Annotated in this window: 18 protein-coding genes and 1 tRNA gene; 11 read left to right on the forward strand and 8 right to left on the reverse strand. The window is 70.8% G+C overall.

The features are described 5' to 3' along the window. Positions 1 to 41: 41 nt before the first annotated feature. From SAM23877_RS09810 to SAM23877_RS09825, 4 genes are read left to right on the forward strand one after another with little or no spacing between them, the layout of a single operon-like run. A complete protein-coding gene (locus SAM23877_RS09810; RefSeq protein WP_053129120.1) occupies positions 42 to 974 on the forward strand; it encodes a branched-chain amino acid ABC transporter permease in 933 nt (310 codons plus the stop codon). A 5-nt stretch (positions 975 to 979) separates the two neighbouring features. Beyond that, positions 980 to 2,806: a branched-chain amino acid ABC transporter permease gene (locus SAM23877_RS09815; RefSeq protein ID WP_053129123.1), complete on the forward strand. Its 1,827-nt coding sequence runs from the start codon at positions 980 to 982 to the stop codon at positions 2,804 to 2,806. Between the two features lie 4 nt (positions 2,807 to 2,810). After that, positions 2,811 to 3,725: an ABC transporter ATP-binding protein gene (locus SAM23877_RS09820; protein WP_053129126.1), complete on the forward strand. Its 915-nt coding sequence runs from the start codon at positions 2,811 to 2,813 to the stop codon at positions 3,723 to 3,725. Then, entirely contained in the window at positions 3,722 to 4,438 is a 717-nt protein-coding gene (locus SAM23877_RS09825; RefSeq protein ID WP_053129130.1) for an ABC transporter ATP-binding protein, read from the forward strand. The genes SAM23877_RS09820 and SAM23877_RS09825 overlap by 4 nt, the downstream gene beginning before the upstream one ends. A gap of 63 nt (positions 4,439 to 4,501) precedes the next feature. Here the strand turns inward: SAM23877_RS09825 and SAM23877_RS09830 are convergent, their stop codons facing one another. Beyond that, the gene (locus SAM23877_RS09830; protein WP_053129133.1) at positions 4,502 to 5,158 is read right to left on the reverse strand and encodes an ANTAR domain-containing response regulator; all 657 of its coding nucleotides are present in this window, start codon (positions 5,156 to 5,158) and stop codon (positions 4,502 to 4,504) included. A gap of 99 nt (positions 5,159 to 5,257) precedes the next feature. Here SAM23877_RS09830 and SAM23877_RS09835 point away from each other — a divergent pair. Then, positions 5,258 to 5,332 (forward strand) — tRNA-Leu (locus tag SAM23877_RS09835). A gap of 107 nt (positions 5,333 to 5,439) precedes the next feature. Beyond that, the gene (locus tag SAM23877_RS09840) at positions 5,440 to 6,216 is read left to right on the forward strand and encodes a helix-turn-helix domain-containing protein (RefSeq protein WP_053142331.1); all 777 of its coding nucleotides are present in this window, start codon (positions 5,440 to 5,442) and stop codon (positions 6,214 to 6,216) included. 16 nt (positions 6,217 to 6,232) lie between these two features. Here SAM23877_RS09840 and pyk read toward each other — a convergent pair whose 3' ends face one another. Continuing rightward, complete coding sequence (gene pyk, locus SAM23877_RS09845) at positions 6,233 to 7,669, reverse strand: pyruvate kinase (RefSeq protein ID WP_053129136.1); 1,437 nt, start codon at positions 7,667 to 7,669, stop codon at positions 6,233 to 6,235. A 256-nt stretch (positions 7,670 to 7,925) separates the two neighbouring features. On the opposite strand from pyk, the gene SAM23877_RS09850 reads away from it, so the two are divergent. Further along, positions 7,926 to 9,728, forward strand: coding sequence for a bifunctional metallophosphatase/5'-nucleotidase (locus SAM23877_RS09850; protein WP_053129139.1), 1,803 nt, complete (start codon positions 7,926 to 7,928; stop codon positions 9,726 to 9,728). A 22-nt stretch (positions 9,729 to 9,750) separates the two neighbouring features. Here SAM23877_RS09850 and SAM23877_RS09855 read toward each other — a convergent pair whose 3' ends face one another. The 5 genes from SAM23877_RS09855 to SAM23877_RS09875 form a co-directional block, all read right to left on the reverse strand. Continuing rightward, a complete protein-coding gene (locus tag SAM23877_RS09855; RefSeq protein WP_053129142.1) occupies positions 9,751 to 11,163 on the reverse strand; it encodes a lysine N(6)-hydroxylase/L-ornithine N(5)-oxygenase family protein in 1,413 nt (470 codons plus the stop codon). Beyond that, on the reverse strand, positions 11,160 to 12,530 hold the full coding sequence (locus SAM23877_RS09860; RefSeq protein WP_053129143.1) for a pyridoxal phosphate-dependent decarboxylase family protein: 1,371 nt from the start codon (positions 12,528 to 12,530) through the stop codon (positions 11,160 to 11,162). The genes SAM23877_RS09855 and SAM23877_RS09860 overlap by 4 nt, the downstream gene beginning before the upstream one ends. Positions 12,531 to 12,668: 138 nt before the next feature. Further along, a complete protein-coding gene (gene pepN / locus SAM23877_RS09865) occupies positions 12,669 to 15,167 on the reverse strand; it encodes an aminopeptidase N (protein ID WP_053129147.1) in 2,499 nt (832 codons plus the stop codon). Between the two features lie 129 nt (positions 15,168 to 15,296). Continuing rightward, entirely contained in the window at positions 15,297 to 15,647 is a 351-nt protein-coding gene (locus tag SAM23877_RS09870) for a chorismate mutase (RefSeq protein ID WP_053129150.1), read from the reverse strand. 44 nt (positions 15,648 to 15,691) lie between these two features. Further along, positions 15,692 to 16,171, reverse strand: coding sequence for a GNAT family N-acetyltransferase (locus tag SAM23877_RS09875; protein WP_053129165.1), 480 nt, complete (start codon positions 16,169 to 16,171; stop codon positions 15,692 to 15,694). 146 nt (positions 16,172 to 16,317) lie between these two features. Here SAM23877_RS09875 and SAM23877_RS09880 point away from each other — a divergent pair, with 146 nt between their 5' ends. Then, positions 16,318 to 17,214, forward strand: coding sequence for a hypothetical protein (locus tag SAM23877_RS09880; RefSeq protein WP_053129168.1), 897 nt, complete (start codon positions 16,318 to 16,320; stop codon positions 17,212 to 17,214). A 28-nt stretch (positions 17,215 to 17,242) separates the two neighbouring features. Then, positions 17,243 to 17,878 (forward strand): SIMPL domain-containing protein, encoded by a 636-nt coding sequence (locus tag SAM23877_RS09885; protein WP_053129171.1) that lies wholly within the window; start codon positions 17,243 to 17,245, stop codon positions 17,876 to 17,878. Positions 17,879 to 17,885: 7 nt separating this feature from the next. Here SAM23877_RS09885 and SAM23877_RS09890 read toward each other — a convergent pair whose 3' ends face one another. Next, positions 17,886 to 18,611 carry a vWA domain-containing protein gene (locus tag SAM23877_RS09890; protein WP_053129174.1) on the reverse strand — a complete coding sequence of 242 codons (726 nt, stop codon included), beginning with the start codon at positions 18,609 to 18,611 and terminating at the stop codon, positions 17,886 to 17,888. A 152-nt stretch (positions 18,612 to 18,763) separates the two neighbouring features. Between SAM23877_RS09890 and SAM23877_RS09895 the strand changes: the two genes are divergently transcribed. Both SAM23877_RS09895 and SAM23877_RS09900 read left to right on the forward strand, forming a co-directional pair. Then, positions 18,764 to 19,693, forward strand: a complete 930-nt coding sequence (locus SAM23877_RS09895; RefSeq protein WP_053129177.1) for a rhomboid family intramembrane serine protease — start codon at positions 18,764 to 18,766, stop codon at positions 19,691 to 19,693. Further along, positions 19,690 to 20,592, forward strand: a complete 903-nt coding sequence (locus tag SAM23877_RS09900; RefSeq protein WP_053129180.1) for a chitosanase — start codon at positions 19,690 to 19,692, stop codon at positions 20,590 to 20,592. Before SAM23877_RS09895 ends, SAM23877_RS09900 begins: the two co-directional genes overlap by 4 nt. The last annotated feature ends 69 nt before the right edge of the window (positions 20,593 to 20,661 follow it).

Genomic DNA, 20,661 nt, shown 5'->3' on the forward strand with positions numbered 1-20,661 from the left:
CCACATCCGTCGATAGTTCCGAAAGTCTCGGAGGACATGCGGTGAACGAACTGCCGCAGCAGCTGGTCAACGGCCTGCTACTGGGATCCATGTACGGGCTGGTCGCCATTGGCTACACAATGGTCTACGGCATTGTCCAGCTCATCAACTTCGCCCACGGCGAGATATTCATGACCGGCGCCTTCGGCGCGCTCACGGTCTACCTCTACGTCCTGCCCGACGGCACCTCCATGCTGATCGCCCTTCCGCTCATGCTCATCGGCGCCATGGTGGTCTCCGTCACCGTGGCGGTCGGGGCGGAACGGTTCGCCTACCGCCCCCTGCGCGGAGCCCCTCGCCTCGCACCCCTCATCACCGCCATCGGCCTCTCCCTCGCCCTCCAGCAGGCGGTGTGGGCCTGGTACCCCGGCGCCAAATCGAAGATCAGCTTCCCGCAGATCGACGGCGGCCCGTTCCATATCGGCAGCGTCACCATCCAGACCGGCGACATCTTCCTGCTCATCGCCGCCCCGGTCAGCATGGCCATCCTCGCCTTCTTCGTGATGCGCACCCGCACCGGCCGCGGCATGCAGGCGACCGCGCAGGACCCGGACACCGCCAAGCTGATGGGTGTCAACACCGACCGCATCATCGTGGTCGCCTTCGCCCTCGGCGCGCTCTTCGCCGCCGTCGGCGCCGTCGCCAACGGTCTGAAGTACGGCGACATCGACTTCAGGATGGGCTTCATCCTCGGCCTCAAGGCCTTCACCGCGGCGGTCCTCGGCGGCATCGGCAACATCTACGGCGCCATGATCGGTGGTGTCGTCCTCGGCGTCGCCGAGACCCTGGCCACCGCCTTCATCGCCGACGTGCCGGGGCTGGAGAAGCTCGGCAGCCAGTCCTGGGCCGACGTCTGGGCCTTCATCCTCCTCATCCTCGTACTCCTGTTCAGGCCACAGGGCCTGCTCGGCGAACGCGTTGCGGACAGGGCGTGACACCGATGACCACACAGACCACAGCTCCGAAGGCCGCCGGCGCCTCCGCCGCGACCGCCACCCCCGGCCTCATCGGCATACCCCCGCACATCGGACGGGCCCTCGCCACCGGGGGCGGCGCCCTCACCGTCGTCTCCACGTTCCTCGCATGGACCTGGACCTCCGAGTTCCCCGGCGACCTCACCGTCTACGGCTACCCGGGCGGCCTTCAGGTCCTGGTCCTGATCGCCGGCGCCCTCACCACCCTCTTCGGCCTCGCCTCCTACGGCGTCAAGGGCCTGGGCTGGCTGGTGCCCGCCGGAGCGGACGCGGCGCTCAAGTTCGCCGCCCTCGCGGCCTTCGCGACCACCTGGTACACGATCATCGCGATCAGCGCCCAGCTCGGCGGCCTGGTCAACCTGGAGCCCGGCGGATACGTCGCGGCGGGCGCCACCCTGCTCGCCCTCCTCGGCTCCCTCGCCCTCCCCTTCGAGCGCCCCGCACCGGACCCGTTCGACCCCGACGACACCGGCTGGGAGCAGTTCAAGCACACCACCTCCCACAACTGGCAGACCGTCAGGGCGGCCTTCGCCCCCGGCACCCCGCGCCCCGTCCGGGCCCTGCCCTCCTACGTCGAGATCCTGATCATCGTCGCGATGCTCGCGATCGCCCTGCTCGTCTTCACCTACGGCATCGGCACCGAGTACGACGAACTCTTCGTGGGCTTCCTGATCACCGCCGGCCTCGGCTTCGCCGCCCTCCACAAGGCCGGCCTGATCGCCCACGCCACCGAGATCACCTCCCGGCACCAGAACATCACCGTCTGCGGCGCCTTCATCGCGGCGGCCTGCTTCCCCTTCACCCAGTCCGACGACCAGTACGCCACCCTCGGCGTCTACATCCTCATCTTCGCCACGGTCGCCCTCGGTCTGAACATCGTCGTCGGCCTCGCGGGACTGCTCGACCTCGGCTACGTCGCCTTCCTCGGCGTCGGCGCCTACGCCGCCGCCCTGGTCTCCGGCTCCCCGAGCTCGCCCTTCGACGTCCACTTCCCCTTCTGGGCCGCGGTCATCGTCGGCGCCCTCGCGTCCCTCGTCTTCGGCGTGCTGATCGGCGCCCCCACCCTGCGGCTGCGCGGCGACTACCTCGCCATCGTGACCCTCGGCTTCGGCGAGATCTTCCGCATCACCGCCAACAACCTCGACGGCACCTCCGGACCGGACCTCACCAACGGCTCCAACGGCGTCTCCTCCATCCCCGACCTCAAGATCCTCGGCCTGGACCTCGGCGTACAGCACGACATCGGCGGCTTCACCATCGGCCGGTTCGCCAACTACTTCTTCCTGATGCTCATCATCACCGCGGTCGTCGTCCTCGTCTTCCGGCGCAGCGGCGACTCCCGCATCGGCCGGGCCTGGGTCGCCATCCGCGAGGACGAGACCGCCGCCCTCGCCATGGGCATCAACGGCTTCCGGGTCAAGCTCATCGCCTTCGCCGTCGGCGCCACCCTCGCCGGCCTCGCGGGCACGGTGCAGGCGCACGTCACCTACACCGTCACCCCCGAGCAGTACCTCTTCGCCGGCACCACGCCCCCCAACTCCGCCTTCCTGCTCGCGGCGGTCGTCCTCGGCGGCATGGGCACCATCGCAGGCCCGCTCATCGGCGCCTCCCTGCTCTTCCTGATCCCCAACAAGCTCCAGTTCCTCGGCGACTACCAGCTCTTCGCCTTCGGACTCGCGCTCGTCCTGCTCATGCGCTTCCGTCCCGAAGGCCTCATCGCCAACAGGCGCCGCAAGCTGGAATTCCACGAAGAGGCCGAAGCTCCGACCACCCTGAGCAAGACAGGGGCCTGACCACATGACCACCGACACCACCACCAAGGACACCACCCCGGGCGCCCCCGCCCCCGGCACCACGGTCCTCGACGCGCGCGGCGTCACCATGCGCTTCGGCGGCCTGACCGCCGTCAACGGCGTCGACCTCACCGTCAACAGCGGCGAGATCGTCGGTCTCATCGGCCCCAACGGCGCCGGCAAGACCACCTTCTTCAACTGCCTGACCGGCCTCTACATCCCGACCGAGGGCGAAGTCCGCTACAAGGGCACCGTCCTGCCGGCCAAGTCCTTCAAGGTCACGGCCGCAGGCATCGCCCGCACCTTCCAGAACATCCGCCTGTTCGCCAACATGACGGTCCTGGAGAACGTCCTCGTCGGCCGCCACACCCGCACCAAGGAGGGCTTCTGGTCGGCCGTCCTGCGCGGTCCCGGCTTCCACAAGGCCGAGGCCACCTCCCGCGAACGCGCCATGGAACTCCTGGAGTTCGTGGGCCTGGACGCCAAGGCCGACCACCTCGCACGCAACCTCCCCTACGGCGAGCAGCGCAAACTGGAGATCGCCCGCGCCCTGGCCAGCGAGCCCGGCCTGCTCCTGCTGGACGAGCCGACGGCCGGCATGAACCCGCAGGAGACGCGGGCCACCGAGGAACTCGTCTTCGCCATCCGCGACAAGGGCATCGCCGTTCTCGTCATCGAGCACGACATGCGCTTCATCTTCAACCTCTGCGACCGCGTCGCCGTCCTCGTGCAGGGCCAGAAACTCGTCGAGGGCGACAGCGCCACCGTGCAGGGCGACGAGCGGGTGGTCGCCGCCTACCTCGGCGAGCCCCTCGAGAACGACCCCGGCGCGGCGGAGGCCGCCGAGGTCGAGGCCGCGGAGGCCGCCCAGGCCGACACCACCAAGGACACCGCGGCCGGCAAGGAGAACGACCGATGACCGCACTGCTCGAGGTCGAGGACCTCCGCGTCGCCTACGGCAAGATCGAGGCCGTCAAGGGCATCTCGTTCAAGGTCGACGCCGGAGAGGTGGTCACCCTCATCGGCACCAACGGCGCCGGCAAGACCACCACGCTGCGCACCCTGTCGGGGCTCCTCAAGCCGGTCGGCGGGCAGATCAAGTTCGGCGGCAAGTCCCTCAAGAAGGTCCCCGCCCACCAGATCGTCTCCCTGGGGCTCGCCCACTCCCCCGAGGGGCGGCACATCTTCCCCCGCATGACGATCGAGGACAACCTCCGCCTCGGCGCCTTCCTGCGCAGCGACAAGCCGGGCATCGAGAAGGACATCCAGCGCGCCTACGACCTCTTCCCGATCCTCGGCGAGCGGCGGAAGCAGGCCGCGGGCACCCTGTCCGGCGGTGAGCAGCAGATGCTCGCCATGGGCCGCGCCCTGATGTCCCAGCCCAAGCTGCTCATGCTGGACGAGCCCTCCATGGGCCTCTCGCCGATCATGATGCAGAAGATCATGGCGACGATCGCCGAGCTCAAGTCCCAGGGCACGACGATCCTGCTCGTCGAGCAGAACGCCCAGGCGGCCCTGTCGCTGGCCGACCACGGCCACGTCATGGAGGTCGGCAACATCGTCCTGTCCGGCAGCGGCCAGGACCTCCTCCACGACGAGTCGGTCCGCAAGGCCTACCTCGGCGAGGACTGAGCCGAGGACGGTACGACGAGGCCCGCGCCCCCCTCGGGGACGCGGGCCTCGGTCACGTCGTGCTCAGCCCTTGGACGCCTTCTTCTCCTCGGCGTCCTGGATGACCGCCTCGGCCACCTGCTGCATCGACATCCGCCGGTCCATCGAGGTCTTCTGGATCCACCGGAACGCGGCCGGCTCGGTCAGCCCGTACTCCGTCTGGAGCACCGACTTGGCCCGGTCGACCAGCTTGCGGGTCTCCAGCCGCTGGCTGAGGTCGGCGACCTCCTTCTCCAGTTCCTTCAGCTCCGTGAACCGCGAGACGGCCATCTCGATCGCCGGGACGACGTCGCTCTTGCTGAACGGCTTGACCAGGTACGCCATGGCCCCCGCGTCCCGGGCCCGCTCCACCAGGTCGCGCTGCGAGAACGCGGTCAGCATCAGCACCGGCGCGATGCTCTCCTCGGCGATCTTCTCGGCCGCGGAGATGCCGTCGAGCTTGGGCATCTTCACGTCCAGGATGACCAGGTCGGGCCGGTGCTCACGGGCCAGCTCCACGGCCTGCTCCCCGTCACCGGCCTCGCCGACGACGGAGTACCCCTCCTCCTCCAGCATCTCTTTGAGATCGAGCCGGATGAGCGCCTCGTCCTCGGCGATGACGACTCGGGTCGTCAGCGGAGGCACGTGCGACTTGTCGTCGTCGTTCACGTCGGCGGGCTGGGGCGACTCGGGGGCGGTCACGTGGGCTCCTCGTTCGGGGCAGGGTGCAGCTGCCATGAGCCTACCTAGCTGCGGTAAGGTAGACGCGCGGCGGGTCGGGGTAAACCTTCGATTCTGCGAGCCCCGGTAGCCCAATTGGCAGCAGGCAATGGATTCAAAACCCATACAGTGTCGGTTCGAGTCCGACCCGGGGCACTTTTCCTTGTTTCCCAAGGTTGCCACCCATAAGTGGATGTCCACGTTCTCGTGAACATCCACTTTTTGCTGTGTGCCGCCGCGTCCACCACCACACGCTGGACCTCATGTACGACACCAGCGCGCGCGAGCGCGCATTGTCACTGGTGGCGCAGGGACGGAGCCTGAACTCCGTCAGCAAGGAGACCGGTATGTCCCGAGCCGCCATCCGCTCGTGGCGGACGCGGATCGAGCCTCTGCCACGCATCCGGCGAACTCCCTGCTCCCTGTGCGGCCCCACGGCCGAACCGCCTGAGGACGAGGCGGCCTACGCCTACTTGCTCGGTCTCTATCTCGGCGACGGATACATCAGCCCCGGCAAGAAGTCGGGCTACTTCCTCAGGATCGCCTGCGCCGACGCGTGGCCCGGCCTCGTCGAGGCCTGCGCCGCCGCTGTGGAAGCCGTCAATCCCAGTGGCAAGTCGTCCCGAGTACAAGCCGTCGGATACACGTCCGTGGTCGCCTACAGCGGACACTGGCCCTGTCTCGTTCCCCAGCACGGCCCCGGCAGGAAGCACGACCGGCGGATCGCCCTCGCTCCCTGGCAGCAGTCGATCGTCGACACCTGCCCCTGGGAGTTCATCCGCGGCCTGATCCACTCCGATGGCTGCCGCATCACCAACTGGACGACCCGACTCGTCGGCGGCGTGCGCAAGCGCTACGAATATCCGCGGTACTTCTTCACCAACAAGTCGGACGACATCAGGAAGCTCTTCACGGACGCGCTCGAGAAAGTCGGCATCGAGTGGACGCACTGCACGCGCCACGGCACCCCGTACAACATCTCCGTGGCCCGCGGAGCCTCCGTGGCCCTCATGGACGCCCACGTGGGCCCGAAGTACTGACCTACCGACCACCGCACTACTCGGGGCTGTCGTCCTCCCCGATGTGGTGGACCCGGACCAGGTTGGTCGAGCCCGACACCCCCGGCGGGGAGCCGGCCGTGATGACCACGACGTCGCCCTTCTCGCAGCGGCCGTAGCGGGTGAGCAGTTCGTCCACCTGGTCGACCATCGCGTCCGTGGAGTCCACGTGCGGGCCGATGAAGGTCTCGACCCCCCAGGTGAGGCTCAGCTGCGAGCGCGTCGCCGGCTCGGGTGTGAAGGCGAGCAGCGGGATGGGTGAGCGGTAGCGGGAGAGGCGGCGGACGGTGTCGCCGGACTGGGTGAAGGCGACCAGGAACTTGGCGCCGAGGAAGTCGCCGATCTCCGCCGCCGCGCGGGCCACCGCGCCGCCCTGGGTGCGGGGCTTGTTGCGGTCGGTCAGCGGGGGCAGGCCCTTGGCGAGGATGTCCTCCTCCGCCGCCTCGACGATCCGGGCCATCGTGCGGACCGTGTCGATCGGGTGTCTGCCGACGCTGGTCTCGCCGGAGAGCATCACCGCGTCGGTGCCGTCGATGACGGCGTTGGCGACGTCGGAGGCCTCGGCGCGGGTCGGGCGGGCGTTGTCGATCATCGAGTCGAGCATCTGGGTGGCGACGATGACGGGTTTGGCGTTGCGCTTGGCGAGCTTGATGGCGCGCTTCTGGACGATGGGCACCTGCTCCAGGGGCATTTCGACGCCCAGGTCGCCGCGGGCGACCATGATGCCGTCGAAGGCGGCGACGATGTCCTCGATGTTCTCCACGGCCTGCGGCTTCTCGACCTTGGCGATGACGGGGAGGCGGCGGCCCTCCTCGTCCATGATGCGGTGGACGTCGAGGACGTCGCGTCCGCTGCGGACGAAGGAGAGGGCGATGACGTCGAAGCCGCTGCGCAGGGCCCAGCGGAGGTCGTCCTCGTCCTTCTTGGAGAGGGCGGGGACGGAGACGGCGACGCCGGGCAGGTTGAGGCCTTTGTGGTCGGAGACCATGCCGCCCTCGATGACCGTGGTGCGGATCTCGGGTCCATCGACGTCGGTGACCTCCAGGCAGACCTTGCCGTCGTCGACGAGGACGCGTTCGCCGGGGGTCACGTCGGTGGCGAGGCCGGCGTAGGTGGTGCCGCAGCGGTGGCGGTCGCCTTCGGTGCCTTCTTCGACGGTGATGGTGAAGGTGTCGCCGCGTTCAAGGAGTACGGGTCCTCCGGTGAAGGCGCCGAGCCGGATCTTCGGGCCTTGAAGGTCGGCGAGGGTGCCGACGCTGCGGCCGGTCTCGTCGGACGCCTTGCGGACACGGTGGTATCGCTCTTCGTGTTCGGCGTGGGTGCCGTGGCTGAAATTGAAGCGGGCGATGTCCATTCCGGCGTCGACCAGGTCTTTGATCTGGTCGTACGAATCGGTGGCGGGCCCAAGGGTACAGACGATCTTTGCTCGGCGCATGGGTCGAGCCTATGACTTACCGGCCGGTAGCGAATTGGCCGCGCGTGACCAGCCAACCACGGTTGGGTGAAGGGTTATTGACAAGTGTTGAATTGTGCGCCGGGACGCTCTGATGAGCATTCCGGGCGGTTCTTATTTCTCCTTTCGGGCATGTGAGCGATCGCCTGTTGACAGGTGCCGTGATCAGGAAGGAATCTACGCGCGTTGTGTCTACGCGCGTTGTTCGATGACGCTTCGCCGCCTAGGAGAGCCAGCCATGCCGTTGAACCGCCGGAAGTTCCTGAGCAGGTCCGCCGTGACGGGAGCGGGGGTGGCACTGGCGGGTGCGGCGGCTCCGGCGGCCGGGGCGGCCCCGGCGCGCGGGGGCCGCGGGAAGCCCAAGCGGTACGCGCTGACCGTGCTGGGCACCACCGACCTGCACGGACACGTCTTCAACTGGGACTACTTCAAGGACGCCGAGTACACGGACGCGGCGGGCAACGCCCAGGGGCTGGCGCGCGTCTCCACCCTGGTGGACCAGGTCCGGGAGGAGAAGGGCCGCCGCAACACGCTGCTGCTGGACGCGGGCGACACCATCCAGGGCACCCCGCTGACGTACTACTACGCGAAGGTGGACCCGATCACCGCGGAGGGTGGTCCGGTGCACCCGATGGCGCAGGCGATGAACGCGATCGGGTACGACGCGGTGGCGCTCGGCAACCACGAGTTCAACTACGGCATCGAGACGCTGCGCACGTTCGAGGAGCAGTGCGACTTCCCGCTGCTGGGCGCGAACGCGGTCGACGCGAAGACGCTGAAGCCGGCCTTCCCGCCGTACTTCATGAAGACGTTCCGGGTGAAGGGGGCGCCGCCGGTGAAGGTGGCGGTGCTGGGGCTGACCAACCCGGGTATCGCGATCTGGGACAAGGCGTACGTGCAGGGGAAGCTGGCCTTTCCGGGGCTGGTGGAGCAGGCGGCCAAGTGGGTGCCGAAGCTGCGCTCGATGGGTGCGGACGTCGTGGTCGTGTCGGCGCACTCCGGGTCGTCGGGGACGTCCTCCTACGGTGACCAGCTGCCGTACGTGGAGAACGCGGCGGCCGACGTGGCCCGGCAGGTGCCCGGTGTCGACGCGATCCTCGTCGGACACGCGCACGTGGAGATCCCGGAGCTGAGGGTCGTCAACGAGCGGACCGGGAAGACGGTCGTCCTGTCGGAGCCGCTGTGCTACGCCGAGCGGCTCACCCTGTTCGACTTCGAGCTGGTCTTCGAGCGCGGCCGGTGGCAGGTCGAGTCGGTCCGGGCGTCGTTGCGCGACTCGAACACGGTCGAGGACGATCCCCGGATCACCGCGCTGCTCCGGGACGAGCACGCGAAGGTCGTCGCGTACGTCAACCAGGTGGTCGGCACCGCGACGGAGACGCTGACGACGTTCGAGGCGCGGTACCGGGACGCCCCGATCATCGACCTGATCACGAAGGTGCAGGAGGACGTGGTCAGGGCGGCGCTGGCCGGTACGGAGTACGCGTCGCTGCCCGTTCTCGCGCAGGCGTCGCCGTTCTCGCGGACCTCGGAGATCCCTGCGGGGAACGTGACGATCCGGGACCTGTCGAGCCTGTACGTGTACGACAACACCCTGGTCGCGAAGCTGATGACGGGTGCTCAGCTGCGGGCGTACCTCGAGTACTCGGCGGAGTACTACGTACGGACGGCGTCCGGCGCGCCGGTGGACACCGGCAAGCTGACCAACGCGAACGGCCGCCCGGACTACAACTACGACTACGTGTCGGGGCTGACGTACGAGATCGACGTCGCGCAGGCGCCCGGTTCGCGTATCAGGAACCTGGCTTACGGGGGTGCGCCGCTGGACGACGCGCAGCAGTTCGTGCTGGCGGTGAACAACTACCGGGCCAACGGTGGTGGTGCCTTCCCTCATGTGGCGGCGGCCAGGGAGCTGTGGTCGGAGTCGACGGAGATCCGTACGCGGATCGCCGAGTGGGTGACGGCGAAGGGCGTGCTGGATCCGAAGGACTTCGCGTCCGTGGACTGGTCGTTGACGCGGGACGGCGTGCCGGTGTTCTGAGGCCGGTGCGTGCGGGGCGGCCTCAGATTCCCTCGACCAGCGGGGTCAGTGTCCGGTGGTCGCGTGCGGAGGGGATCTGGGGGTGTCCCCGTTCCAGGCCGAAGGTGGTGAAGGCGGTGCGGGCGGGGAGCGGGTACGGCTCCTGCCCGGTGAGGTCGTTGAGGATGGTCGCGCTGCGCCAGGCGGCGAGGCCGAGGTCGGGTGCGCCGACGCCGTGGGTGTGGGTCTCGGCGTTCTGGACGTAGACCCGGCCGGTGACGGAGGGGTCGAGGACGAGGCGGAAGCGTTCGTCGACGCGGGGGCGTTCGTGGCTGTCGCGGCGCATGTAGGGGTCGAGACCGGCGAGGACGCGGCCGAGGGGGCGTTCCCGGTAGCCGGTGGCGAGGACGACGGCGTCGGTGGTGAGGCGGGAGCGGGTCTTCTGCTCGGCGTGTTCGAGGTGCAGTTCGACCTGGGTGGTGGCGATGCGGCCGGCGGTGCGGACGTGGACGCCGGGGGTGAGGACGGTGTCGGGCCAGCCGCCGTCGAGGGTGCGGCGGTAGAGCTCGTCGTGGATGGCGGCGGTGGTGTCGGCGTCGATGCCCTTGTGCAGTTGCCACTGTCCGGCGACGAGGCGGTCGCGGACCGGTTCGGCGAGGGCGTGGAAGTAGCGGGTGTAGTCGGGGGTGAAGTGCTCCAGGCCGAGTTTGGAGTACTCCATCGGGGCGAAGGCCTCGCTGCGGCCGAGCCAGTGCAGCTGTTCGCGGCCGGCGGGGCGGTGGCGGAGCAGGTCGAGGAAGATCTCGGCGCCGGACTGGCCGGTGCCGATGACGGTGACGTGTCCGGCGGCGAGGAGCGCGTCGCGGTGGCCGAGGTAGTCGGCGGCGTGGAGGACGGGGACGCCGGGGGCGTCGACGAGGGGTTTGAGCGGGTCGGGGACGTAGGGCTCGGTGCCGACGCCGAGGACGACGTTGCGGGTGTGGGTCCGGCCGAGGGCCTCGGCCTCTCCGTCGGCGTCGAGCTGGGTGTAGTCGACTTCGAAGAGGTCGCGTTCGGGGTTCCAGCGGACGGCGTCGACCTGGTGGTGGAAGCGGAGGGAGGGGAGGCCTTCGGCGACCCAGCGGCAGTAGGCGTCGTACTCGGCGCGCTGGATGTGGAAGCGTTCGGCGAAGTAGAAGGGGAAGAGGCGGTCGCGGGCCCTGAGGTGGTTGAGGAAGGTCCAGGCGCTGGCCGGGTCGGCGAGGGTGACCAGGTCGGCGAGGAAGGGCACCTGGACGCGTGCGCCGTCGATGAGCAGGCCGGGGTGCCAGTGGAAGGCGGGGCGCTGGTCGTAGAAGACGGCCTGGAGGCCGGCGAGGGGGTCGGCGAGGGCGGCGAGGGAGAGGTTGAAGGGGCCGATGCCGATGCCGACGAGGTCGCGGGGGGCGTCGGGCGTGGGGCTGGGGGTGGCGTTCACCGGGGGGTGGGTCCTTCCAGGGCTGTTTCCACGAGGGTCAGGAGGGCGGCCAGGTCGTCGGGCCGGGTGTGGGGGTTGAGGAGGGTCGCCTTGAGCCAGAGCCGGCCGTCGGTGCGGGCGCGGCCGAGGACGGCGGCGCCGGTGGTGAGGAGGGTGCGGCGGACGGCGGCGACGGCGTCGTCGGTGGCGTGCGCGGGCCGGAAGAGGACCGTGCTGATGGTGGGCGGGGCGTGCAGTTCGAACCCGGGGTGGTCGTGGACGTGGGTGGCGAACTCCTCGGCGAGTGCGCAGACGGTGTCGACGAGGGTGCCGAGCCCGCTGCGGCCGAGGGTCTTGAGGGTGACGGCGATCTTGAGGATGTCGGGGCGCCGGCTGGTGCGGGGTGAGCGGCCGAGGAGGTCGGGGAGGCCGGCGTCCGTGTCGTCGTCCGGGTTGAGGTACTCGGCGCGGTGGTGGAGGGCGTGGAGGTCGCCTGGGTCCTTGACGGTGAGGAGGCCGGCGGCGATCGGCTGCCAGCCGAGTTTGTGCAGGTCGAGGGTGACGGTGTGGGCGGCTTCCAGTCCGGCGAGTCGGGGCCGGTGCCGGTCGCTGAAGAGGAGGCCCGCTCCGTAGGCGGCGTCGACGTGCAGGCGGGCGCCGTGGGCGGCGCAGCGGCCGGCGATCTCGGGCAGGGGGTCGATGAGGCCGGCGTCGGTGGTGCCGGCGGTGGCGACGACGAGGTGGGGGCCGGGGATGCGGGTGAGTGCCTCGTCGAGGGAGGCGGGGTCGAGGGTGCCGGCGGGGGCGGGGACGGTCACGGGTTCGGGCAGTCCCAGCAGCCAGGCGGCGCGGGGCACCGAGTGGTGGACGCCCGCGCCGTGGACCAGCCGCACGTTCGCGCCCTGTGCTTCGCGGGCGAGGAGGACGGCGAGTTGGTTGGACTCGGTGCCGCCGGTGGTGACGAGGGCGTCGGCGGCGCCGGTCTCGCGGGCCAGGGTGCGGGTGACGAGGGCTTCCAGCGCGGAGGCGGCCGGTGCCTGGTCCCAGGAGTCGAGGGAGGGGTTGAGGACGCTCGCGGCGAGGTCGGCGGCGGCGGCGACGGCGAGGGGCGCGCCGTGCAGGTGGGCGGCGCACAGGGGGTGGGCGGGGTCGGCGGCGCCCTCGGCGAGTGCGGTGACCAGGGCGCGGAGGGCCTCGGGGTCGCCCCGTTCGGGCAGGATGTCGCCGGCCGCCTCGGATACGCGGGCGGCGACGGCTCGGGGGCCGCCCGCGGGGAGCGGGCCGCGGCGTTCCGCGGCGCCGGTGCGCAGTGCGTCGAGCACGGTGTCGAGGAGGGGCCGCAGGGTGTCGGGGCCGTGCGGGCCCGAGGCGAGGGGCGGCATGCCCATGGGCTGTCCTCCGGGCGTGAGGGGAGTTCCAGCCTGCACGGGGTGGCGGGGGTACGCCCGGACAGCCCAACGATCGCAACCCGAAAGGGGTATGGGTGCGGCCGGTCGCCCCGGGGTGGGGGCCGGCCGCGTTCCGGCTCAGTGGGTCCGGGCCTCCCGTACCCGCAGGGCGCGGGCGAGGTCGTCGAGTTGGTCGGCGAGCTTGCGGCGCAGTGCGGGGATCGGTTCGGCGTCGTCGAGGCATGCCCGGCCGAGGCGCAGGTTGTCGGGGTCGACGGCGTGGACGGGGAAGGCCCAGCGGCCGGCGGCCTCGGCGATGGCGGGGCCGCGGCGGGCGGCGACGGCGACCGCCTCGGCGTAGTAGCGCGGTACGAAGTCCTGGACGAGTTCGGCCTGTTCGGGTTGCCAGAAGCCCTGGGCGGTGGCGGTGAAGAGGTAGTTGGAGAGGTCGTCGGAGGCGAACATGGCCTCCCAGGCCCGGTTCTTCGCTTCCGGGTCGGGCAGCGCGGCGCGGCAGCGGGCGGCGCCTTCCCGGCCGGTGGCGCTCGGGTCGCGTTCGAGTTCGGCGGCGATGGCGGTCTCGTCGGTGGCGCCGAGGACGGCGAGCCGGGTGAGGATGCGCCAGCGCAGCTCGGGGTCGAGTTCGGGGCCGCCGGGGACGGTGCCGTCGGCGAGCCAGGCGGCGAGGGTGTGGGGGTGGGCGGCGGTGGCGATGCGGTGGCGTACGGCGATGAGGCGCAGCCCGGGGTGGTCGCCGTCCTCGGTGCGGCGGATGAGGTCGCGGCACAGGTCGGTGAGGGTGGCCAGGGCGGCGGGCCGCTGCTCGGGGCCGACGTAGCGGTCGGCGACCTGGGCGGAGGCGAAGGCGAGGACGCCGTCGACGAGGGCGAGGTCGGTCTCGTGGGGGAGGTGGGCGCGGGCGATGTCCAGGTAGGCGTCGGTGGTGAGTTCGCCGTCGCGGACGGCGTCCCGCAGGGCGTTCCAGATGACGGCCCGGGTGAGCGGGTCGGGGAGGCCGGACAGCCGGGCGTGCAGGGTCCGGAAGGAGTCGGCGTCGAAGCGGATCTTGGCGTAGCTCAGGTCGCCGTCGTTGAGGACGACCAGGGCGGGGAGCTTGCCGATGGGCCGCGGTTCGCCCTGGGGGGCGTCGAGGTCGAGGCGTTCGCGCAGGGTGAGCCGGCCTTCGTCGGTGAGGTCCTGGTCGTAGAGGCCGACGGCGATGCGGTGGGGCCGGGTGCCGTGGTGGTCGACCGTGAGGGCGCGGCTGCCGTTCTCGCCGGTGATGCGCGGGGTGAGGGTGTCGACGCCGGTGGTGCGCAGCCAGGCGTCGGCCCAGGCGTGGACGTCGCGGTCGGTGGCGGCGGCGAGGGAGTCGATGAAGTCGGCAAGGGTGGCGTTGGCGAACTTGTGCCGGTCGAAGTGGATGTTGATGCCGGCCAGGAAGTCCTTCTCGCCGAGCCAGGTGACGAGTTGCCGCAGGGCGGAGGCGCCCTTGGCGTAGGAGATGCCGTCGAAGTTGAGGAGGGCGGAGGCGGTGTCCTCGACGTTCTCGGGGGCGACGGGGTGGGTGGTGGGGCGCTGGTCGGCGTCGTAGCCCCAGGGTTTGCGGGTGACGCCGAAGTCGGTCCAGGTGTCGGTGAAGCGGGTGGCCTCGGCGGTGGTCTGGTAGCCCATGTACTCGGCGAAGGACTCGTTGAGCCAGATGTCGTCCCACCACCTGAGGGTGACGAGGTCGCCGAACCACATGTGGGCCATCTCGTGGGCGATGACCATGGCGCGGGTCTGCCGCTCGGTGTCGGTGACGGCGGAGCGGAAGACGAACTCGTCGCGGAAGGTGACCAGGCCGGGGTTCTCCATGGCGCCGGCGTTGAACTCGGGGACGAACGCCTGGTCGTAGGAGTCGAAGGGGTAGGGCTCGGTGAACTTCTCGTGGTAGCGGTCGAAGCAGCCGCGGGTGACCTCGAAGAGCTCGTCGGCGTCGGCGTCCAGGTGGCGGGCGAGGGAGCGGCGGCAGTGGAGGCCGAAGGGCAGGCCGCGGTGCTCGATGCGTACGGAGTGCCAGGGGCCGGCGGCGACGGCCACGAGGTAGGTGGAGATGAGGGGGGTCGCGGCGGCCTTCCAGCGGCCGTCCCCGGTGTGTTCGGTGATGCCGTTGGCGAGGACGGTCCAGCCCGCGGGTGCCGTGACGGTCAGGTCGAAGACGGCTTTGAGGTCGGGCTGGTCGAAGGCGGCGAAGACGCGCTGGACGTCGTCCATGAACAGCTGCGTGTAGACGTAGGTCTCGCCGTCGCTGGGGTCGGTGAAGCGGTGCATGCCCTCGCCGGTGCGGGAGTAGTGCATGGCCGCGTCGACGCGCAGTTCGTGCTCGCCCGGAGTGAGGTTCTTCAGCGCGAGCCGGTTCTCGGTCAGGGCGGCCGGGTCGAGGGGGTGTCCGTCCAGGGTGACGGTGCGCAGCTGGGCGGGCTTGACCTCGACGAAGGTGTCCGTGGTGCCCGTCTCGCCGCGGACGGTGAAACGGATGGTGGTGCGGGAGTCGAAGGTCTCGTCCCCACGGGTCAGATCGAGGTCGATCGTGTAGTGGTGGACGTCGAGGAGCCGGGCACGGGTCTGCGCTTCGTCGCGCGTCAGTACGGACATGACGCCATGCTGCCTGATGGGGTCGGCAGGGCACAGAGGCGGATCGCTACGCGGAGTATGTCCGGTCCGTTCCGACCCGGCGCGCTCCCCGGCGTGCGCCCCCTGGTGGGGGCGCCGGGGCCGCGGGGTTCAGGCGGAGGCGGGGGTCGTGCCGTTGCCGTTGTCCTCCGCGATGCGCTCGTGGTGGTGGATCACCTCGGCGATGATGAAGTTCAGGAACTTCTCGGCGAACGCCGGGTCCAGTTTGGCGCTTTCGGCGAGGGCGCGCAGCCGGGCGATCTGCTTGGCCTCGCGGGCCGGGTCGGCGGGCGGGAGCTGGTGCCGGGCCTTGAGGTGGCCGACCTGCTGGGTGCACTTGAAGCGCTCGGCGAGCATGTGGACGACGGCCGCGTCGATGTTGTCGATGCTGTCCCGCAGCCGGGCCAGCTCCTCGCGGACGGCGGGGTCGACGGCACCGGTACCGGTGTTGCTGGTGGTCATGGGCGCCCACCCTACGTGCGGACGCGGGGCGGTCGCAGACCGTCTCAGGCGCCGAGAACCCGGCCGGTGCGGTCGGGGGCCGTGCCGACGCGCTTGTGGAAGTAGACGTCCTCGTGGCCGCCGGGCACGCCCTCGATGCGGCCCCGTTCGCGGTAGCCGAGCCTCGGGTAGAAGCCGGGCGCCTGGAAGGTGTAGGTGGACACGATCACGTCGGTGCAGCCGCGCCGGGCGGCCTCCTCCTCGGCCGCGCGCATCAGCCGGCTCCCCCAGCCGGCCTGCCGCTGGTCCTCGCGCACCCACAGCATGTCCACGGAGGCGAGGGTGCCCCAGGTCCGGGCGGTGAGTCCGCCGACGAGGGCGCCCTCGTCGTCGGTGACGCGCACGGTGAGGGGCCGGGTCCGGGCGCCCTGGGCGGCGGCGGTGTTGTAGGCGGTCAGTTCGGCGTCGAGCCGCTGTTCCAGGTCGTCGTCCGCGCCGCCCACGTGCAGGGCGGCGGTGGTGGCGGTGTGCTGTTCGCTGGTCACGGTCCCGGATTGTGCCGCAGGGCGGGGGGTGGGGCGACGGCTTTTGCCCGGGGCGGCACGGCGGCCGGTGCGGCGCTTCCCGTCCGGCCGGCGGGGCGGTCCTCGTACAGTGGGGAGGAGGGTTCAGGCGTCGTGGGGGTTCAGGCGTGGCGAACGGCGGACCGGTCGAGCACGGTTATCCGCATCTGGAGACGGTGCGGGCCGCCGTCACAGCGTTGTACCGGCGGTTGTCGTGCGACACCGTCCGGACGTTCTCGGCCAGCGTGGCCCCGGCCGAGGTGGCGTTCTGCGACACCGACGACCTGTATCTGGGGGCGCAGCGGGTGGCTCGCGAGCTGGTGCGTCACTACCGGCTGCCCGATGCCCGGATGATCGTCTCCTTCCGGGAGATGACGCACGCGGCGAGCGTGGAGCTCGCGGCGGGGCCCGAGTACTTCATCGAGCTGAACGACCGCTTCCGCACCCATCGCCGGGACATCGGGGCGGCGCTCGCGCACGAGGTGATGCACGTGTATCTGCACCGCCTCGACCTGGCCTTCCCCGGCACCCGGGACAACGAGATCCTCACCGACACGGCGGCGGCGTACCTGGGCGCCGGCTGGCTGCTGCTGGACGCCTACCGGGAGGACGCGGCGTCCTCGCAGAAGCTCGGGTACCTGACGCCGGAGGAGTTCGGCTACGTGCTGGCCAAGCGGGCGCTGGTCTTCGGGGAGGACCCGTCGGTGTGGTTCACCAGTCCGCAGGCCTACACGGCGTACGTCAAGGGCATGGCCCGGGCCCGCCGGGACGGGCAGCAGCCGCCGTTGACCGCGGCCGGCTGGGCGGGGCGCCGCCGCTATGCCCGGGACCGCCGCCATGCCCAGGACCCGCACGCCGTTCCCCTTCCGGAGGAGGGGCCGTACTCGTTCACGGCGGGCGGGCGCGATCCGCTGCGGGTGTCGTTCCCCTGCCCGACGTGTCATCAGCGGATCAGGGTGCCGGTGCGGGGGCGGGTGCGGGCGCGGTGCGGGCTGTGCCGGACCGTACTGGAATGCGACACCTAGAACACGTGGGCGATGCTTCAATGCCCGCATGACAGAGACGATCAACGAGCCCTGGGGGCTCAGTGTGTTCGGTGCGGGCAGTGTGCGGGTCGAGCCGCAGCTGGTGCGGGTGAAGCTGGCGGTGGACGTGCTGGAGCCGTCGCCGGACCGGGCCTTCGAGGGGGCGGGCACGGCCGTGACGCGGGTGCGCGAGGTGCTGCGCCGGCACGGGGTGCCGGACACCGCGGTCTCGGGCTCCCGGCTCAGGCTCAGCTCGGAGTACAACGGGTACGGCGCTGAGCGGACGTTCCTCGGCTACCGCTGCCAGGCCTCCTACGCGGTGGAGACCGAGGCACTGGACGGGCTCCAGCAGCTCATCGTGGACGCGGTGGACGCGGGCGCGCACCGGATCGACGACGTCGAGTTCGACGTGCACGACAAGCCGGCGATGCGCGACGAGGCCCGTCGCAGGGCGGTGGCCGCCGCCCGCCGCAAGGCCGAGGTGTACACGGAGGCGGCGGGGGTGCGGCTGGGCCCGGTGGTGCACATCCAGGACGTGGACGCCGAGTCGTTCCGTCAGTACCGGGGCCACGGGGGCGGGGGCGGCAGCTCGGCCGGTGACCTGGCGCCCGGGATGGTGGAGGTGTCGGCGGGTGTGGTGCTGGGCTTCTCCCTGACCCACTGACGCCGTCTCAGGCCGGCCGCACGATGCCCTGGGCGCGTGCGGCCGCGAGCCAGGTGGGGAACTCGCCCACCAGGTGGTCGTACAGCTCGGCGTCGGTCACCTTCCGCGGGTCGCGGCCCGCGTGGAAGAACCCGGCGTTGTCGACGACCCGCCGCTCCGGCACCGCCAGGTCGTCGAGTCTGCGCAGGTAGTCGAACTGGCGGCTGTCCGGGTCGCCGAAGCCGACGAACTGCCAGAACATCGGCAGCGGAGCCGCCTTGCACAGGTAGCGTTCGGCGGCGAGCTTGTTGACCGGTCCGCCGTCGGTCTGGAAGACGACCAGGGCGGGGTGGCGGGCGCCGCTGTCGAGGTAGTGGTCGATGACGGCGTCCATGGCCAGGTGGTAGCTGGTCTTCCCCATGTGTCCGAGGCCGGCCACGATCCGTTCGATGCGTCCCTGGTGGTCGGCGAGGTCGATCCGGGAGACGGCGTCGACGTCCGTGGAGAAGAAGACCACGGGCACCGTGCCGTCGTCGTCGAGGTGCGCGGACAGTCCGAGCACGCGGTCGGCGAGGGCCTGCACGCTGCCGTCCCGGTAGTACGGCTTCATGGAGCCGGAGTGGTCGACGACCAGGTAGACCGCCGCCCGGGTCTCCTCCAGCCCGTGCTTCGTCAGTGACACCCCGGCGGTCTTGTACAGGTCGACCAGCGCGGGCGCCGTCTCCCGCACCTTCGTGAGACTGATCGCGGCCATGCGGACTCCCCCGTCACCCGATGCGTACGGCACTCGGCTGCCGAGGCTACGGCACGGTGCACCCCGCCTCTCAGTTCGTCCACAGGCATTCGCTATTTTGTTCGCCGCCGTCCCCACCGGCTCACCGTCCGTCCCGTCCCGAGGAGCCGGCTGTGGATTCCGAGTCCACCGTCACCACCTGCTACCGCCATCCCGCGGTGGAGTGCCACGTCCGGTGCACCCGCTGCGAGCGACACATCTGCCCGGACTGCATGCGTGAGGCGCCCGTGGGCCACCAGTGCCCCGAGTGCGTGAAGGAGGGGGCGCGGTCGGCCCGGCAGGCCCGGACGCTCGTCGGCGGCCGGGTGTCGACGACGCCCGTGGTGACGTACGTGCTGTTCGCGCTGAACGTCCTCGCGTATCTGGCGGAGGCCGTGCGGCCGGAGCTCGTGGACCGCTTCTCCATGGTCGGTGCGCGGCTGGTCGATCCGGACGGGGGCCGCTACGTCTACCAGGGCGTGTACCTCGGGGACTTCCGCACCGAGGGGATCGTGGCCGGCGAGTGGGAGCGGATGCTCACCAGCGCCTTCCTCCACATCTCGCCCTTCGAGGGGACGTTCGGGATCCTGCACCTCACGATGAACATGGTCGTGCTGTGGCAGCTGGGCCGGGTCGTGGAGCTGATGCTGGGCCGGGTGCGCTTCGCCGTCCTGTACGTGCTGTCGGCGCTCGGCGGTTCCGTCCTGCAGCTGGTGTTCGCCGATCCGGGGCAGTCCGCGGTCGGCGCGTCGGGCGCGGTCTTCGGCCTGGGGGCGGCGTACTACGTCCTGCACCGCCGGGTGGGCGCCTCCATGGGCGCGGTCAACCGCTTCATGGCCTTCCTGCTGCTGTGGCTGGTGGTGTCGGCCGGGTTCACCTCCTGGCAGGGCCACCTCGGCGGCCTGCTGGCGGGCGGCGCGCTGGCCCTGGCGTACGCGTACGCGCCCCCGGGCGGGCGGCGGACGGCGGTGCAGGCCGGTGCGTGCGCGGGGCTGGTGGTGCTGCTGGCGGTGACGGCGGCGATCAAGGTGTCGGAGATGACAGGCGGAGGTATTCCCCTATGAAACGTGCCGGTGTGCTGCTCCTCGCGGCCGTCCCAGTGATCGCCACGGGGGTGTACTTCGTCATGCCGACGGACTCGGCGGACGCCCCGGTGACGCCGCCCGTGTCCACCACCCAGTCGTCCCGCGAGGACGCCAAGAGCCGGGCGGAGGAGGAGCGGGCGGCGGACGACGCGCTCATCGCCGAGCTGCCGCCGGGCCTCGCCGATCCCGCGAAGAAGGAGCTGGCGCAGCAGCTGGTGTCCAGCGCCGAGAACTCCACCACGAAGTGGCGCACGTCCTACGGCACCATCGAGGACCTCGGCGACGGGTGCGGCTACACGGCGGGCATCATCGGCTTCTGCACCGGCACGCACGACCTGCTCATGCTGGTCGAGCGCTACACGAAGACGCACCCGGACAACGGCCTGGCGGCCTATCTGCCGGCTCTGCGCCAGGTGGACGGCACCGACTCCCACGAGGGCCTGGACCCCGGCTTCACGGCCGCCTGGCAGGCGGAGGCGGAGCTCCCGGCGTTCCGCGAGGCGCAGGAGGAGGAGCGGGACCGGGTCTACTTCGAACCGGCGGTCCGCCTCGCCAAGCTGGACGGCCTCGGCACGCTCGGCCAGTTCGTCTACTTCGACGCGATGGTCTTCCACGGCCCCGACACGGACGCGGAGGGCTTCTACGGGCTGCGGGAGCAGACCCTGCGGAAGGCGAAGACGCCGGGCCAGGGGGGCGCCGAGAAGGCGTACCTGGAGGCCTTCCTGGACGTCCGCGGCCAGGCCATGCGGGCCAGGCGCCCGGGCATCGACACCTCCCGCGTCGACACGGCGCAGCGCCGGTTCCTGGAGGCGGGGAACCTGAAGCTGGACACGCCGCTGGTGTGGGAGATGTACGGGGACACCTACAAGCTGCCCTGAGCATGCGACGGCGCCTGCCCCTTTGTCCGGTCGGGGACAGGGCAGGCGCCATCAGTGTTCCGCACGCCT

The sequence above is a fragment of the Streptomyces ambofaciens ATCC 23877 genome, assembly GCF_001267885.1.
GTDB classification, from domain to species: Bacteria; Actinomycetota; Actinomycetes; order Streptomycetales; family Streptomycetaceae; genus Streptomyces; species Streptomyces ambofaciens.

Coding starts and splice junctions, on each gene's coding strand:
- SAM23877_RS09815 (WP_053129123.1), top strand. CDS start 980: ATGACCACACAGACCACAGCTCCGAAGGCCGCCGGCGCCTCCGCCGCG.
- SAM23877_RS09820 (WP_053129126.1), top strand. CDS start 2,811: ATGACCACCGACACCACCACCAAGGACACCACCCCGGGCGCCCCCGCC.
- SAM23877_RS09825 (WP_053129130.1), top strand. CDS start 3,722: ATGACCGCACTGCTCGAGGTCGAGGACCTCCGCGTCGCCTACGGCAAG.
- SAM23877_RS09840 (WP_053142331.1), top strand. CDS start 5,440: ATGTACGACACCAGCGCGCGCGAGCGCGCATTGTCACTGGTGGCGCAG.
- pyk (WP_053129136.1), bottom strand. CDS start 7,669: ATGCGCCGAGCAAAGATCGTCTGTACCCTTGGGCCCGCCACCGATTCG.
- SAM23877_RS09850 (WP_053129139.1), top strand. CDS start 7,926: ATGCCGTTGAACCGCCGGAAGTTCCTGAGCAGGTCCGCCGTGACGGGA.
- SAM23877_RS09860 (WP_053129143.1), bottom strand. CDS start 12,530: ATGGGCATGCCGCCCCTCGCCTCGGGCCCGCACGGCCCCGACACCCTG.
- pepN (WP_053129147.1), bottom strand. CDS start 15,167: ATGTCCGTACTGACGCGCGACGAAGCGCAGACCCGTGCCCGGCTCCTC.
- SAM23877_RS09870 (WP_053129150.1), bottom strand. CDS start 15,647: ATGACCACCAGCAACACCGGTACCGGTGCCGTCGACCCCGCCGTCCGC.
- SAM23877_RS09885 (WP_053129171.1), top strand. CDS start 17,243: ATGACAGAGACGATCAACGAGCCCTGGGGGCTCAGTGTGTTCGGTGCG.
- SAM23877_RS09890 (WP_053129174.1), bottom strand. CDS start 18,611: ATGGCCGCGATCAGTCTCACGAAGGTGCGGGAGACGGCGCCCGCGCTG.
- SAM23877_RS09900 (WP_053129180.1), top strand. CDS start 19,690: ATGAAACGTGCCGGTGTGCTGCTCCTCGCGGCCGTCCCAGTGATCGCC.